The organism is Chloroflexaceae bacterium, assembly GCA_025057155.1.
Taxonomy (GTDB): Bacteria; Chloroflexota; Chloroflexia; order Chloroflexales; family Chloroflexaceae; genus JACAEO01.
On the sequence record JANWYD010000003.1, the window covers coordinates 14594 to 30989 of the forward strand.

A 16396-nucleotide genomic window follows, 5' to 3' on the forward strand; every position below is an offset into this window, starting at 1 on the left:
GCCGTCCAGCAATGGAGGACCCGCTGATGAACGCGTCACAACGTCCCGTACCGTTAACCGACCTGCGGCGCCGCGCGCCGATTGCGCGGCGTTGCATCTACAACACCCTGACCCGCATGCTCGGTGAAGTAGAATTGCGCTACGAGTTCTACCGTGAGTGGAACGGCTGCTGGCGGGTGCGGGTTGACGTGGCCGAACGCGGTCAACTCGATTTTACCCTGCTCGACACGCCCGGCGGAGGTCTCCTGGCCCTGCCCCGCCCTCTGCCCGAACGCTGGCGCGCGGCCGGGGTCGTGGCCAGCGACGGAACCGTCTGGACTGTGGACGAGAACGGTGAACTGGCGCTCGTTTCCGGCTGAGACGTGGGGTGTTGTTTCAGATCGCCAGGTAGCGCGGCGCGGCCGTGTCGTCCTCGGCCACTTCGGCCAGATTGGCGATGGCGAGCATGCCGCGCTGATCCAGATACTCCACATACGCGCCCACCTTCTGGAGGGCGAGCAGTTCGTCGTAATCGCGCACGAACGGGTAGAGCCGGGCGGTGAGTTCGGCGATGGTGCTTGGCCGGGCGCAGGCGTCGTAGACGCGCTCAATGTGCTGGCGCTGGGTGGTCTCAATCTTCGCCACCGCCGCTCCCAGATCAAGCACCGGGCGATCGTGTCCGCCCAGGCCCAGGCGCACATCGCTGAGGGCGGCGACCTTGCGGAGCGAGAGCAAGAAGTGACCAACGCCGTTGGAGGCCGTCAGGCTCTCGGGCGAGAGGAACAGCGAGAAGTTGGGCAGCACGTGATCGGCGGTGAGCAGCACGTCGTCAACTTGCAGGCACACCTGGCCAGGGCAGTGACCGGGGACGTGGATCACGCGGAACACGCCGTCGAGCAGGTCGCCATCGTGCAGCACATCTTCCACGGGCATTGAGCGCACGCCGTGTTTCGCGCCGCTGTACATCGCGAGCATGCGCGCGCAGCGCGCATCGTCCACCCCGGCGCGCCGCAGAAAGACGCCCAGACGAAAGCGCATAAGGGTCAGGCGCTCTTCGTGGTTGACGATCACCCGCCGATCCAGTTCGTGCACGGCGAGGGGCGCGGAGGTAAGGCTGCGCACGGTGCTGAGGCCGCCGTGGTGATCGATATGAGCGTGGGTGAGCACAATGCGATCAATATCCGCCCAGTTCACCGCTTCATCCCACTCGTCGCGAATGCGCGCCATTCCCCGGAGCAGGTCGGCATCGCTGGAACCCTGCCCGCTGCCGGTGTCCACTAAGGCGACATAGTCGCCAGCGATGACCAGATGCACATAGGCGCGAAGCGCCGGAAAGACCTGCACGGGCAGACGGTAGATGCGCGCCCCGCCTGCCGTTTCATAGCGGGTAATCCCCTCCTGAACCATAGCGCCAGACCTCCTCGGAATCCGCGCGGAGCCAGTGCCTATTGTACGGCACGACGGGCATGGGCGCTTCAGGTTAACGGAACTATACGCCCGGTAAGGGTGACTTCCTGCAAGCGCAGGCGCATACCTGCTACAGTAGGGCGGCAGGAGGATGGCGCATGACCCACATTGAGCATGAGTTGAACCGGCATCTCATCCATCTCAGCCGCACGATCGGCGCCCGTCCGGCAGGATCGGCGGCGAATGTGGCCGCGGCAGGCTACATCGCGCGCAGCCTTGAGAGCGCCGGTTTTACGGTCGAACTTCAGGCCTACCAGTGCCCGACGTGGGAGGATCTGGGGACAACGCTGGAGGTGGGGGGCGTCGCGGCGCCGGTCGGCGCGAATCCCTTCTCGCCGCCCTGCGACGTCCAGGCGCCTGCGGTGGCGGCCGGCGCCCTGGCCGAGCTTCAAACGTTGCCGATGGGCGGGCGGGTGGCGGTGCTCTACGGTCAGGTGGCCGCGGCGCCCCTGGCGCCCGGCTCCTGGCCGTGGAGGGGCGAGCACGACTCGGCGATCCTCACCGCCCTGGAGAAAGGCGCGCCGGAGGCGGTGCTGATGGTGCAGACGCACGCGGGGGCGCTGGCCCGGTTGATTGAGGACCCCGATTTCCCGCTGGCTTCGGCAACGGTCTCGGCCGAGGCGGGATTGCTGCTGGTGCGGCAGCCGGGTGTGCCGGTGCGCCTGCGGATCAACACTCGGCGCGGCATAGGCGGCGCCTGCAATGTGATCGGGCGGCTGGGAGGGCAGGATGAGCCGCGTGTCCTCCTCTGCGCCCACTTTGACACGAAGATCGACACGCCGGGCGCTTCCGACAATGCGGGGGGCGTAGCCGTGCTGCTGGCGCTGGCGGAGATGCTGGGAGCGCATCAGCTCAGCATCGGCCTGGAGGTCGTGGCCTTCAATGGCGGGGAGTACCCGCCCTCGGGCGCCGCGGAGTACATCCGCCAATCCAGCGCCGATCTCGAAGCGGTTGTCGCGGTGTTGAACTTCGATGGCGTCGGGCAGTGGCTGGCGCCCAACAGCATTGCGCTCATTGCCGGTTCGCCAGCCTTCGCGGAGGTGTTGCAACAGGTGTTGCGCCGTTACCCCGGCGTGGTCCGGGCGGCGCCGTGGCTGGAGAGCGATCACGGCTTCTTCGCGCAGCGCGGCGTGCCCGCCGTAGCCTTCTCGGCTGCCGCCCGCCAGCCGCTCGAGCACACGCGCGCCGACACGGCGGACTGGGTCAGTCCGCCCCGGCTCCGCGAGGCGGCCATGCTCGGCGCCGAGATCGTCGCTGCGCTGCGGGGAAAAAGCCCGGCCTGGAGCCGCCCTCCCCGCGGGATTGAAAGCGTCGCCCCCTGATCGGCCGTGGCGGGAGCTCAGCAGGGGTTTTCGGCATTCCAATGCGCTTACGGTCCTTACCCCCCGCCCCCCTCTCCCGCAGGCGGGAGAGGGGGGAGTTGGGCGTCCCAATGCCCCGGATGGCGCATGCGACGCGAGCATGCGCCGGAAAAAACCCTACACCTGAGAACGTGGCGGGAGGTGGCGTGGGAGAGCGAAGCCCTCCCCGCGAAAGGTTCTTCCTCGCAACCGGGCCGGCAGGCCCTTACAGAAACGCGCTCATCCCTGTAATCGCCCGGCCAACGATCAACGTATTCATCTCGTGGGTGCCCTCGTAGGAGTAGAGGGCCTCGGCATCGGCGAAGTAGCGCGCCACCTCGTGCTCGAGCAGAATGCCGTTGCCGCCGAGGATACTGCGCCCGATGGCCACGGTCTCGCGCAAGCGTTCGCCGCAGAACGCCTTGGCGAGCGAGGCGCGCTCCTGGCTGATCTTGCCGTCGCGGGCCTGGAGCTGGCTGAGCCGCATGCAGAGGGTCTGCATGGCGGTCACATTGCCCAGCATACGCACCAGGCCGTTTTGCACCAACTGGAAGCCGGTGATGGGGCGCCCGAACTGGATGCGCTGGTTAGCGTACTCCAGGGTGCGTTCGTAGGCGCCCATGGCCACGCCGGTCATCGCCCAGGCTACGTGGCCGCGGGCCATGCCCAACTGGCGGGCGACATCGCGGAAGCTCCGCACGCCGGGGAGCCGGTTGGTTTCGGGCACGCGCACCTGTTCGAGGCGCACATTAGCGTTCTGCACTACCCGGAGGGCGGTCTTGCCCTCCAGCTTCTCGATGTGATAGCCGGGCGCGCCGCGTTCAACGACGAAGGCCTTCACCTGGTGGTCGCTCATGTCGCGGGCGAAGACGATGTTGAGGTCGGCGAAGGGCGCGTTGCCGCACCACTTCTTGGCGCCGTTGAGCACCCAGCCGTGCTCATCGCGGCGCGCCGTGGTCGTCAGCCCTGCCGCTGCGCCGGAGCCGACTTCGGGTTCGGTGAGCGACCATGTGCCGATCAGTTCGAAGCGCTGCATTGGCCCCAGCCAGCGCCGCTTCTGCTCCTCGCTGCCAAACAGATCGATTGACCCCATTGCCAGGCCCCAGTGCACCCCGAGGAAGGTGTAGATCGAGGCGTCAACGCGGGCCAGCTCCATCGCGATAATGCCGCCGGTGACCGGGCCGATGCCGCTGATGCCGTGGAGACGATCGCCGAGCACGTCCCTGGTCATTGCGGCGAAGGAGGGGAGCAATTCGTGGGGAAACTCGCCCCGCTCCCAGTACTCGCCGATAATCGGGCGCACCCGCTGCTCCATGTAGGCGCGGATGCCCCGCTGCACGGCCCGTTCTTCTGCCGTCAGCATATCGCTGATGTCGTAGAAGTCGCTGTTGATCGGCGGCAGCGCCCGCGGGCGCCGCTTGCTCGTAATACTCTTCAGTAACAGGCCGATCTCTTGCGGACTGACCCCGCCAAGGGATCGCACCATGTCAGGGAACTTGAAAAGTCGAGTGAGACCGGCCAGGGGTAGCGTAAGGGGCGCCATGGAAGTCCTCCAGTCGTTGCATAGCCGCCAGCGACGCCGCTGTCGCCAGCCGACGGATCGCCATTGTTCCGCCGGGCCTGCTCTTCTCCCACCCCTTCGGGTTTGGCCGTGCATTCCGGGGATTACAAGACGCTGCGCACCGCGCGGCAGAGGCTGTATTCCCGGTAGACGTGAGGAGAATCAGGCGAAGGATAACGCGATGCGTTACGCATGTTATATCACATGTTTCTGCCCTTTGTCAATGAAAAAGATTTTCACATTTTGGAATAGCAGAGCCGGAGGGGTGTGGGGAACACGGGGTTCCCCCTGTCTCTCAGGTGCAGGGTTTTTGAGCGAGAAGGGGTTTTCGGCATTCCTACGCGTTTCCGATCCTCACCCCCTTTCCCCCCTCTCCACCATAGGTGGAGAGGGGGGAGTTGGGCGTCCCAATGCCCTGGATGGCGAATGTGACGCGAGGATGTGCCCACCTGAGAAGGGTTCCCCCGGCCCGTGGAAGGGCGCTGGCGGGCGCCGGGCCGGCTGGAGGGGGTGAGGGGGTACGGAGAACTCGGGATTCCCGGCACTCACGTCGGGCCGAAGTTTTGGCGCGGGCTATGCTTCGGCCCGGCCAGGGGCGGGGCTGGCGGGGGGAAGGGAGCGCTGCCCGGACTCGGTCACGCCGAGGATGAGGCCCAATCCGAGCAGGCCGGCGCCGATCACCAGAGCAGGCAGGCCGAAGCCCGGCGCCAGGTCAAGGGCGAGGCCGCCAATGGCCGGGCCGCTGGCATCGCCGATCATGTAGGCGAACTGCGTCACCGCCGAAGCGCTGATCAGGCGCTCGCCGCGCAGGCGGGCGCTGTTGCGGATGGTTGCCAGGGTGTACAGGCCGCCGCCAGCACCGCCCCAGACCACGCCGAGGAGCAGCAGCAGCCAGGGCGCGCCGTGAGCCAGGGGCAGGAGCAGCGCGCTCAGCGCGATCGCCGCGGTGGTTCCGAGGATCACCTGGCGCCACGGCCAGCGGTCGGCCAGGGCGCCGAAGGGGTACTGCGCCAGGCTGCCCAGCCCCATCGCAGTGACGATGCCGGTCGCCAGGCTTGAGCCAATGCCGACTTGCAGCCCGTAGAGCGGCAGGGCTACGCTCAACCCCGACTCGAACAGGCCGCCGAGCAGGGCCATGCCGAACGCCAGCGGTCCGACCTGCGCCAGCGCGCCCCGCAGACCGGCCTTGAGCGGCGTCGCGCGGGCCGCCGCGGGCACAGGCATGGGCCAGAGCAGGACCAGCGCCGCCAGGCCCGTCGCCAGGGCCAGCGCCCGCGGCGCCGGGCCGTGAATGCCCGTCAGCAGCAGGCTGCCGGCCCCGGCGAAGAGCGCCGCGCCGATGCTGGTCTGGAACAACGCCATCACCCGCCCGCGTCGCTCTGGCAGGGCCAGCGCCGGGGCCCAGCTCTCGGCCAGGGTGAAGCGCAGGCCCGCAGTGAAGCCCGCCAGGGCGAAGCAGCCCGCCAGGGGCAGAGGATGGGCGACCAGCACCAGACCGACCAGCGCCATGGCGCCCAGGGCCAGCGCTGCGCGGAAGACGGATCGCTGCCCGTAACGCCGAACCAGGCCCGGCGTGGCCGCCAGGGCCAGCATATAGGAGATGGACCCCGTGGCTGCCAGGCTGCCGATGATCCAGGCCTCCACGCCCCGCTCGGCCAGCGTTAGCGTCAGCAGGGGGGTAAGAATCGCGGCGGGGGTGGTCTGGAAGAAGAAGCCAAGGAGGAACCGCCAGGTCCAGTATTGTGGGATGCGCCGTAACATAGTACCCTTCGTCCGACACCCAGGGCCGTGGCAACGTCCGCCTCCCGTGGCGGGGATCGGGGCGGGTTCGTTGCCTGACAGGATTTCACTGCTTGTGGCGGCTACATCGCTACACGCAACAAAAACCTGAAGTTCGGGGCTGTTTGCCCTGGGCCACATTCGGCCCCGTTCATGCTCACTCTACACCGTGGCCGTTGCGCGCCCGTGCCGCCTGGCGTTGCGGGATGCGTTGCGGATGGCGTTGCACGTGATGGGAAGGCGGGTACAATAGCTCTGCGGGCGGAGGAGGTGTGGAGGTGTGGAGGTGTGGAGGTGTGGAGGTGTGGAGGTGTAGGGGTGTGGAGGTGTGGAGATGTGTTCACTTGATATGAATCATCGATTATCAATGATATTTTTTGCAGCTTCATAAATCTACAGCTCTACAACTCTACACCTCCACACCTCCACAGCTCTACAGGCCCAGGTAAGGCGTCGCTATGGATGAACACAAACCCTTGACCATCGAGCTACGGCTGCTTGGCCTGCCGGAGGTGCTGGCCGATGGCGCGCCGGTGGCGATCGAGCGGCGCAAGGCCATGGCCCTGCTGGCCTATCTGGCGATGCAGCCGGGCGAGCATGCCCGCGACGCCCTGGCCGCCTTGCTGTTCCCCGACGACGAGCCGGCCGTGGCGCGAGCGGGGCTGCGCCGCGCCCTGGCGGCGTTGATGCCCGTCTTCCGCCCATGGCTTCACATCAATGGCGACCGGCTGGCGCTCGTGCGCGATACGGCCTTTATCTTCGATGTGGAGCGCTTTCGCGCTCATCTGGCCGCGGGCAGCCGCGCCGATCTGCGCGCGGCCGTGGCGCTCTACCGCGGCGATTTTCTGGCCGGCTTCAACCTGCCCGGCAGCGCCGCCTTCGAGGAGTGGCAGCTCTTCGAGACCGAACGGCTGCGCCAGGAACTGGCCGAGGCCCTCGACCGCCTGAGTGCGCTGCCCGATGCCGCCAACGACCTCGAGGCCGCAATCAGTTATGCCCGGCGCTGGCTGGCGCTCGATCCGCTGCACGAGCCGGCCCATCGCCGCCTGATGCAGCTCTACGCCGCGGCGGGTCAGCGCACAGCGGCCCTGCGCCAGTACCGCCTGCTCGCCGATACGCTCGAACGCGAACTGGGGGCCGCGCCCGACCCCGCCACGCAGGCGCTCTACGAGAAGATCCGCCAGGGTGACCGCGGGCCGCAGGCCAGCCGCTGGAGCAGCGCGCCGCCGCGTCTTCCCGCCGGTCCAGGTCTGGCTATGACAATTGAGACCCCCGCCATCCCCTTTCTTGGGCGCGAGGAGGAGCTGCAACGCATCGCCGAGGCCCTGGACGACCCGGCCTGCCGTATTCTCACCCTGATCGGCCCCGGCGGGATGGGCAAGACGCGCCTGGCGGTCCAGGCGGCGCAGCAGCACGCGGCCCGCTTCCCCGACGGCGTGTACCAGATCTCGCTGGTCGGCGTGAGCAGTGGCGAGCGGTTGATCACCGCCATCGGCGCGACCCTTGGCGTCACCGGACAGGGCGACGCGCTTGAGCGGCTCTGTGCCGCGCTCTATGACCGCGCGGCGCTGCTGGTGCTCGACAACCTCGATCAGGCCGTGGAAGGCGCCGCGCTGCTGCGGACCCTGGTGCACCGCACCCGGCGGCTGAAACTGCTGGTCACCTCCCGTGAGCGCCTGAAGCTCCAGGAGGAGTGGGTGATAGACCTGGCCGGCCTGGCGGTTCCGGAGGAAGACGACGCGACGCGCGATCCGGCCACCTATCCCGCGGTGCAACTCTTCGCCCTGCGGGCGCGGCAGGTGCGCGCCGATTTTGAACTGACGCCGGAGGATCTGCCAGCAGTGGTGGAGATCTGCCGGCTGGTGGAGGGCATGCCCCTGGCGATTGAACTGGCCGCGGCCTGGGTGCGCGTGCTCACCCCGGCGGAGATCGCTCGCGAGTTGACCCAGAGCATGGCTCTGCTCACCACTACCCTGCTCGACGTGCCGGAGCGCCACCGCAGCGTCGAGGGCGTGTTCACGCAGACCTGGGAGCGGCTCAGCGCCACCGAGCAGCAGGCCCTGCGGCAGCTCGCCGTCTTCGAGGATGGCTTTACCCGCGTGGCGGCGACCGAGGTGGCCGGGGCCTCGCCGCTGGTCCTGGCGGCGCTCACCGACAAGGCCCTCATCCGGCGCGACCGCACCGGACGCTACGCCATCCACGAGTTGCTGCGGCAGTTCGCGGCGCGCAAACTGGCGGCCGATCCCGCCGAGGAACGGGCCACGATGCTGCGCCTTGTGCGTTTCTACGCCCGGCTGCTGGAACGGCGCAACCAGGACCTGCAGGGCGCCCACCAGCGGCAGGCGCTCGCCGAACTCGACAGCGAGTACGACAATGTGTGGAAAGCCTGGACCTGGGCTGTCGCCGAGCTGTGTCTGGAGGAACTGGCCCTGGCGCTCGACGGCTTCTATCGCCTGCACGAGGTGCGGGGCTGGTACAGCGACGGCATCGCGGCCCTGGAGTCCCTCATCGAGCGGCTGGAGCAGGCGCCGCCGGAGGGCGCGTCTGCCGCGGAACGCGCGGTGCTGCTGGCGCGGGCCAGGGCGCGCGCGGGCGCGTTGTACTGCTGGATCGGCGAATTCGCCGCCGCCGAGCAACGCCTGGAGGCGGCGCTGCCGGTGCTGCGCGCCCACGACCAGGCCCTCGATATGGCCTACACCCTGACCGGGCTGGGGATCGTCGCCAGCGAACGCGACGACGTGCCGCGCGCGCGGCGGCTGCTGGAGGAGGGCCTGGCCGCCTACCAGGCCCTTGGCCACCAGCCCGGCGTTGCCTGGGCGCTCGATGCCCTGGGCGACCTGGCGGGCAGCGAGGGTGATTATGCCCGGGCCAGGGATCTATTGACCGAGAGCAGCACCCTCTTCAGCGCCATGGGCGACCAGGTGAGCGCGGCCTGGAGCCTGTGCAGCCTGGGGCGGGTGCTCGGATTGATGGGCGACCACGCCGCCGCGCGCCAGTTGCTCGACGAGAGCCTGATCATCTTCGAGAGCCTGGACGACCGTCACGGCGCCGCCGCGGCCCACGCCAATCTGGCCGAGGGGGCCTACGCCGCCCGCGATCTGGCGGCGGCGCATCGGCACTGGCTGGCCTCGCTGCGGCTGGCCCGCGAGGTAGGCGTGGCGCCCTACGTCATGGACGCCCTAGTGGGTCTGGCGACGGTGCTCAGCGAAACCGGCGCGCCGGAGCAGGCCCACGAACTGGCCACGCTGGCCATGGCCCATCCCGCCACCTGGCGCGAAACGCTGGACGCGGCGCGGGCGGTGCTGGCGGCCACCCGCGCCGCGCTCGATCCCGCGACGGCGGCGCAGGCCGAACGGCGCGCCCGCGCGACGCCCTGGGAAGTGGCCGTCGCGCGGGTGCTGGAGGAGGGGGCGTAGCCCTGAACGTGGAGCGTTCTTCATGCCAATTGACGCAAAGACGCGAAGACGCGAGGCAGTGTTGGTGGCGAGGAGGTGGGCCTCCACGCCTTTGCGTCATATCGGGCGGCATACACGGCAGGGGCGACCGGCCGGTCGCCCCTGCCGCGTCCAGGAGGGGCAGCAAGGTTGGGGGCTGAACTCCCCCTTCCAACCTGTGGGTAATCCACGGACCGGAGGGTGTAGGAGAGCGCAACGTTCCCACGCCCCAACCGGAAAACCCGGTTATCCAAACCGGCGCTTACCGCTGCGCCAGCGGCAGGTAGACCCTGACAGGCAAGCCGCCGCCGGGCGGGGTCGGGGTTGGAGTGTCGCCGCCGGGCGGGGTCGGGGTCGGGCTGCCGCCGCCGGGTGGCGTCGGGGTCGGGGCGCCGCCCCTGTTCACGGTGTACGTCGCCCCGACGGTGAAGGGGAGGTTGTTCGGGCTCAACCCGGCCAGGTCGGTGATGGTGGCCCCGGCGGGCACATCGAGGCGCAGCGTGCCGTTGCCCGTCCCGGTGGCGACGGTAACGGTGTACGTCGCGCCGCTGCCGCTGACGCTGGTGACGCTGGCTCCGCTCAGGCCGCCGGTGGTCGTCAGGGCGAAGTCGCCCGCGGCCACGCCAGTGACCGGCTCATCGAAGGCCACCTGGAACTGCACGCTGTCGGCGGTGGTGGGGTCAGGACTCAGCCGGGTGATGGCGCTCACCGATGGCGGTACCGCGTAGGCGACGATGTAGTCGGCGGCCGGGTTGCCCCCGATATTGGTGAAGGGTCCGCCCACGAACACGTCGCTGCCGCTCGCCGCCAGAGCGAAGACATCGCTAAACAATACGCCGTTGCCGCCGCTGCCGCCGAGGGCGCTCCAGTTCGCCCCGTCCCAGCGGGCGACATAGTCAGCTTCGGCAATGCCGGCGGCATTGATGAAGGGGCCGCCCACGTACACGTCGCCGCCGCTCAGCGCCAGGGCGTTGACCGGACCGGTGACCGCGCCGTCGCCGCTGCCGCCGAGGGCCCTCCAGGCCGTCCCGTCCCAGCGAGCTACGTTGTCGGCTTCGGGAATGCCTGCGACGTTGGTGAAGGCGCCTCCCACGTACAGGTTGCCGCCGCTCACTGCCAGGGCGGCAACCACTCCGTTCAGTGCGCCGTCGCCGCTGCCGCCGAGGGCCCTCCAGGCCGTCCCGTCCCAGCGGGCTACGTAGTCGGCTTCGAGAATGCCTGCGGCATTCCGGAAGGTGCCGCCCGCGTACAGGTTGCCGCCGCTCACCGCCAGGGCATAGACTGCGTTATTGAGCGCGCCGCTGTCGCCGCTGCCGCCAAGGGCGCTCCAGGCGCCGCCATCCCAGCGGGCCACGCGGTCGGCTTCGGGAATGCCTGCGGCATTCTGGAAGACGCCGCCCGCGTACAGGTTGTTGCCGCTTGCCGCCAGGGCGTAAACCGTGTTGTTCAGCGCGCCGTTGCCGCTGCCGCCGAGGGCCCTCCAAGCCGTCCCGTCCCAGCGGGCCACGTTATCGGCTTCGGGAATGCCCGCGGCGTTGCTAAAATTGCCGCCCACATACAGGTTGCTGCTGCTCAACGCCAGGGCGAGGACCGGGCCGTTGAGCGCGCCGTTGCCGCCGCTGCCGCCGAGGGCGCTCCAGGCCATCCCATCCCAGCGAGCCACGTAGTCGGCTTCGGGAATGCCTCCGGCGTTGGTGAAGTAGCCGCCCACATACACGTTGCCGCCGCTCACCGCCAGGGCGTAGACCGAGTTGTTCAGCGCGCCGTTGGGCGCGGACCCCAGGTTGGTCCACTGGGGCGGGCCGCTCTGAGGCTGAAAGATCGGCCCCTGCTCGGGGTCAAGGGTGACCTGCCAGCCGCTCACGTCCAGCGCGCCGCTGAACGAGCCGTCGAGCCGCAGGCTGCCGTCGGGGTTGAGCAAGGTCTCCAGAGGCGTGGAGGCGGGTGTGGGGGCTTCGCCCGGTTGCGGCGGCTGGGCGGTGACGCGGGCGCCGCCGAGCAGGACGATAAGAGCGAATACGAGTGCGGCGGTCCAGGTTCGCATGCGCATACGATTCTTCCTCCTCGAACGTGCAACTAGAACGAAACGAACGACCGGCGATGGAACGAACGAACCGGCGACCGATGGACCCGGAGCGCCGTTCTGGATCCCTGCCCCACGCCTTAGCCGGGCCTCCAGAACAGAGAGGGCGCTCGACCGAGGTCCGGAAACGTAAAACGCAACGCAATGAAAAAGATATCAGAGAGTGAATTACCGTGGTATTACCATAGGTGGAATGCGGGCCAGGGGAGGGACGGGGCGCATTCAAAAATGTTCCGGTGTTGCCGAACGCTGCAGGCTAATGAAGATTAAGAATATACACCGGTATTTGCCCTATAGCCCGGCGGCTGAAGCCGCGGGCTACCAATGCGAAGCCCGCCTTCGCAGGCTGTACCAGATCTGATTCTTAATCTTCATTAGCCCGCAGCTCAGAGCACTTAAATCATAGACACTGCCCCTCCCGCACGATGCGCGTTGCGCGTCAGGTAAGGGGGAGCGTTAGCCGGATATGCGAAGAGGGCGCGGGCGATTTCCGCTCGCCCGCACCCTCTTCGTGAAAAAGATGTAGAACACTTACCGGAATTATTATCCAGGGCGCCGAGCCGTATGGCTCGCTGCCCTCGCGCCGTCACCGTTGCGGGTCAATTGCTCCAAGGACCGCTCTCCAACGCCACCCGTAGCAATCCGCAATCCAAAACCCAATATCGCCCTACACCTCCATCAACCCCACCACCGCATCGAAGAGGTCCTCGGCGTTGGGCTTGGAGAAGTAATCGCCGTCGCTGCCGTAGGCCGGGCGGTGGGGCCGGGCGGTGAGCGTTACGGGTGGAGCGTCCAGGTGCCAGTAGCCGCCCTGCACCTCGAGCACCTGCTGGAGCATGTAGGCCGAGGCGCCGCCCGGCACGTCCTCGTCGAAGAAGATCACCCGGCTGGTTTTCTTGAGCGACTCGCCGATGATACCGTGGACATCGAAGGGCAGCAAGGTCTGCACGTCAATCACCTCGACGTCAATTCCTACCCGCTCCAGCGCCTCGGCGGCCTCAAGGGCGATGGCGCAGCAGGCGCCGTAGGTCACGATGGTCGCATCCGCGCCGGGGCGCAGGATCTCGGGAACGCCAAGGGGAAGGCTGTACTCGCCGAGGTTGGCGGGCATGCGCTCGCGGCGGCGGTAGCCGTTGAGCGGCTCGACCACCAGGGCCGGTTCTTCGGCCCGCAGCAAGGTGGTGTAGAACCCGGCGGCGCGGGTCATGTCGCGGGGCACGCAGATGTGCATGCCGCGCAGCAGGTGCACCAGGGCGCCCATCGGCGAACCGGAGTGCCAGATGCCCTCCAGGCGGTGGCCGCGGGTGCGCACAATCACCGGGGCGGCCTGGCCGCCGCGGGTGCGCCAGTGCAGGCTGGCCAGATCGTCGCTGAGAGGGCTGAGGGCGTATAGGATGTAGTCGAGGTACTGGATCTCGGCAATCGGGCGCAGGCCGCGCATGGCCATTCCGATGGCCTGGCCGATGATGGTCGCCTCGCGGATGCCGGTGTCGCTGACGCGCAACTTGCCGTACTTCTGTTGCAGGCCGCTGGTGCCCTGGTTGACGTCGCCCAGCGCCCCCACGTCCTCGCCGAAGATGCATACGCGCGGGTCGCGGGCCAGCCAGGCGTCGAAGGTGGCGCGCAGGATCTCGAAGCCGCGCACCTCGGGCGCATCGGCGGCGTAGCGCGCGGGCACAGCCGGCACGCGGGTCGCGGCACTGGCGTCCTCGCGGTAGAGGTGCGAGCCGTAGCGTTCGCGCCCGCGGGCCAGATGGTCGGCGCGCCAGGCGGCCAGGGCGGCGCGCGCCGGGGTCGGGCGCGCGCGGGTTTGCGCGAGCGCTGTGTGGGCCGCGGCTAGCAACTCGCGGCGCAGAGGCTTCGGAGCCGCTTGCAGGTCGGCGGCCATGGCGCGCAGGGCGGCGGGGTCGTCCGCCGTGGGGGCGACGGCCAGCAGCAGACCGGCCAGCTCGCGGGCCTCGGCGCGCGGCTCGGCGAGATACGCCTCCCAGGCTCGCTCGCGGGCGGCTTCGGCCTCGGCGCGGGTCTCGGCCTCGATTGCGTCAAGCTCGTCGGGGTCGGCCAGGCCCGTTTCGAGGATCCAGGCGCGCATTCGCAGCAGCGGGTCGTGGGCTCGTTCCCACTCCAGGCGTTCGGGCGACTTGTAGCGCTCGTGGCTGCCCGAACTCGAATGGCCCTGGGGCTGGGTCATCTCGGTGACATGGATGAGGGCCGGGACATGCTCGGCACGCGCCCGCTCGGCGGCGCGGAGGTACACCTCGCGCAGGGCCGGGTAGTCCCAGCCGCGGACGGTGTAGAGGTCGAAACCCTGATTCGAGCCGGGGCGACGCCGGAAGCCGGCCAGCAGCGCCGACAGGTCGCCGCCGCTGATCTGGTACTCGTTGGGCACCGAGATGCCGTAGCCATCGTCCCAGATCGAGATTACCGCCGGGGCTTGCAGCACGCCGATGGCGTTGATCGCCTCCCAGAAGAAACCCTCGGCGCAACTGGCATTGCCGATGGTGCCAAAGGCCACCTCATCGCCATTGTGGGAGAACTGGCTCAGGTGGCGCAACTCCTCGAGTTCGCGGTAGAGGCGCGAGGCGTAGGCCAGGCCCACCAGACGGAGCATCTGGCCCGCGGTGGGGGAGATGTCGGCGGAACTCTGGGGAGAGGCGGTCTGGGGCAGCCAGCGGCCCTGAGCGTCGAGCTGGCGGGTGGCGAAGTGGGCGTTCATCGCCCGCCCGGCGGTGGAGGGGTCAGCGGTCACGTCGGTATGGCCGAAGAGCTGGGCGAAAAACTGTTGCGGGGTCAGCAGGCCGAGGGCGAAGAGGAGGGTCTGGTCGCGGTAGTAGCCGGCGCGGGTATCGCCAGGGCGCATCACGCGGGCCAGGGCCAGTTGAGCCACCTCCTTGCCGTCGCCGAAGATGCCGAACTTGGCGTTGCCACTCATCACCTCGCGCCGCCCAATCAGGCTGACGTGGCGGCTCAGCCAGCCCAGGCGGTAATCTGAAAGTACTTCGGCCTGGGCGAAGGTGAGGGTGGATCGTTCGCGAAGATCAAACTCGAATGCGTCTATCATCGTTTTTTTCCTCCGGAGCGTCATTGGTCCGAGTCTTTTAGCTGTAATATGGCGCTTGCCTGCTGGGAGCAACCTGAAGGGTTGCTCCCGCCGGGGTCAGAAAAGTCACATGTGAAACATTTCTACCCTGTCAGCATAGATCCGGGTTGGGGCGCTGTCCAGTACCTCTTTGGTTCCAGGGTGATACGCTGGTGTGAGTCCTCACCCTCCTTCCTGCCCCCTCCCTCTCCACCGCAGGTGGAGAGGGAGGGGGCGCCGCGCGAAGGGCGGGGGGGAGGGTGAGGAAAAGCTGCCCTGCCTGCTGCGAGGGCCTGGTCTAGCAACCGCTAGGCCGGGCGCGCGGCGGAGACGCTCTCGGTTACAGCGGTGATGAAGCCTTCGGCGATGGTTGAAAGGGAGGCCTCGCGCCGGTAGACCAGGGCGAAGGTGAAGATGTCGGGCAGGTCGTGGATGAGCAGGGCGGCCATGCCGCTCTGGCGGTCGGCGGGGGAGAGGAGCGACTGGGGCAGCACGGTGCTCACGCCGCCGTGCTGGACGATCAGCTTGAGGGTGGCGACGTTGTCAATGTTGAGCACGGGGTTGAGTTCGCGGGAGTGCTGGGCGAAGATGCGCTCAAGGATGCGGCGCATGGCGAAGCGCTGGTTGAGCAGCGCCAGGCGTTCGACGAAGAGTTGCTCGACGCCGACAGGGCGCTCCGCGCGCGCCAGGGGGTGATCGGCGGCCACCAGGAGCGCCAGGCGGTCGCGGTACAGCTCGTGGACCACCAGGAAGGGCTGCGGGCGCATGCGTTCGGGGGCCAGCCCGAAGAGGCCCAGTTCGAGCCGACCCTCTTCTACCAGCCCGAACAGCTCCTCGGTGCCGCTGACCGTCACGTTGACACGCGCAGCGGGGAAGCGTTGCTGGAACAGGGCGAACGCCGGGGGCAGCAGAGTGTCGGAGAGCGGTTCGATGCAGCCGACGTTCAACATGCCGCCGGCCTGATCGCGCCGCGCGGCCATGCTCTGACGGGCGACCTGCATGCGTTCAAGGATGTCGCGGGCATGGGCGATAAAGGCCGTCCCGGCGGGAGTGAGGGTCACCCTGCGGCTCTGACGGGTGAAGAGTTCCACCCCCAGTTCCTGCTCGAGCGCGGCGATCTGTCGGCTGAGCACCGGCTGGGCGACGAAACACAGTTCGGCCGCTTTGCGGAAGTTCTGCGTATGCGCGGCGGCCAGAAAGTAGGTCAGTTTCTGTGCGTCCATTGCACGTTATGAATCGGGCCGCTCATGGCGTTGCGAGGAGATGGGCATCCGCGCTCCTCATTGTACCAGCCATGCAGGGCGTGCGTCCATCCGGCCCGGATGGGGATCCGGAGGCCGCGCCCTGGCCGAAAACCTTCTTTTTGTTCTCATATGTACGACCAGGCCGCAAAAGCGCCTTTAGATAATGATACTTGTGCATCATTTGTGCAACTGAGTCCATCTTGCACACGATGACAGGGCGCGTAATGTGTGCTATACTTCATTGCAAATCTATGGAAATAAGGATTAACTTCGCGGAAATACGACGTACACTGCCGTTGTCGCGCACGCTTCGGTAGGCGATGGGGTTACGTCGGCCTACGGAACTATCTGGCAAGGCGACGCCATAGATCCGGCGGGGGCATGCAGCAGCTCGTGACGGCGTCAGCCTTGCGGCCAGGGCAACCAGGCA

General features: G+C 68.0%; 9 protein-coding genes. 3 read left to right on the forward strand and 6 right to left on the reverse strand.

The window, feature by feature from the left end; translation table 11 throughout:
* The first annotated feature begins 26 nt into the window (after positions 1-26).
* Positions 27-359: a hypothetical protein gene (locus tag NZU74_02745; protein MCS6880225.1), complete on the forward strand. Its 333-nt coding sequence runs from the start codon at positions 27-29 to the stop codon at positions 357-359.
* A gap of 16 nt (positions 360-375) precedes the next feature.
* Here the strand turns inward: NZU74_02745 and NZU74_02750 are convergent, their stop codons facing one another.
* Entirely contained in the window at positions 376-1386 is a 1011-nt protein-coding gene (locus NZU74_02750) for an MBL fold metallo-hydrolase (protein MCS6880226.1), read from the reverse strand.
* A gap of 158 nt (positions 1387-1544) precedes the next feature.
* On the opposite strand from NZU74_02750, the gene NZU74_02755 reads away from it, so the two are divergent.
* Positions 1545-2768 carry a M28 family metallopeptidase gene (locus NZU74_02755; GenBank protein MCS6880227.1) on the forward strand — a complete coding sequence of 408 codons (1224 nt, stop codon included), beginning with the start codon at positions 1545-1547 and terminating at the stop codon, positions 2766-2768.
* A gap of 244 nt (positions 2769-3012) precedes the next feature.
* On the opposite strand, the gene NZU74_02760 is transcribed toward NZU74_02755, so the two are convergent.
* Together NZU74_02760 and NZU74_02765 are read right to left on the reverse strand one after the other, a co-directional pair.
* Positions 3013-4329, reverse strand: coding sequence for an acyl-CoA dehydrogenase family protein (locus NZU74_02760; GenBank protein ID MCS6880228.1), 1317 nt, complete (start codon positions 4327-4329; stop codon positions 3013-3015).
* Between the two features lie 591 nt (positions 4330-4920).
* Positions 4921-6108: an MFS transporter gene (locus NZU74_02765; GenBank protein ID MCS6880229.1), complete on the reverse strand. Its 1188-nt coding sequence runs from the start codon at positions 6106-6108 to the stop codon at positions 4921-4923.
* A 476-nt stretch (positions 6109-6584) separates the two neighbouring features.
* On the opposite strand from NZU74_02765, the gene NZU74_02770 reads away from it, so the two are divergent.
* Positions 6585-9542 carry a tetratricopeptide repeat protein gene (locus NZU74_02770; GenBank protein MCS6880230.1) on the forward strand — a complete coding sequence of 986 codons (2958 nt, stop codon included), beginning with the start codon at positions 6585-6587 and terminating at the stop codon, positions 9540-9542.
* A gap of 280 nt (positions 9543-9822) precedes the next feature.
* Here NZU74_02770 and NZU74_02775 read toward each other — a convergent pair whose 3' ends face one another.
* The 3 genes from NZU74_02775 to NZU74_02785 all read right to left on the reverse strand — a co-directional run bounded on the left by NZU74_02775 (position 9823) and on the right by NZU74_02785 (position 15945).
* A complete protein-coding gene (locus NZU74_02775) occupies positions 9823-11610 on the reverse strand; it encodes a hypothetical protein (protein ID MCS6880231.1) in 1788 nt (595 codons plus the stop codon).
* Positions 11611-12310: 700 nt separating this feature from the next.
* Positions 12311-14704, reverse strand: coding sequence for a thiamine pyrophosphate-dependent enzyme (locus NZU74_02780; protein ID MCS6880232.1), 2394 nt, complete (start codon positions 14702-14704; stop codon positions 12311-12313).
* Positions 14705-15030: 326 nt separating this feature from the next.
* Positions 15031-15945: a LysR family transcriptional regulator gene (locus NZU74_02785; protein MCS6880233.1), complete on the reverse strand. Its 915-nt coding sequence runs from the start codon at positions 15943-15945 to the stop codon at positions 15031-15033.
* Positions 15946-16396: the final 451 nt, after the last annotated feature.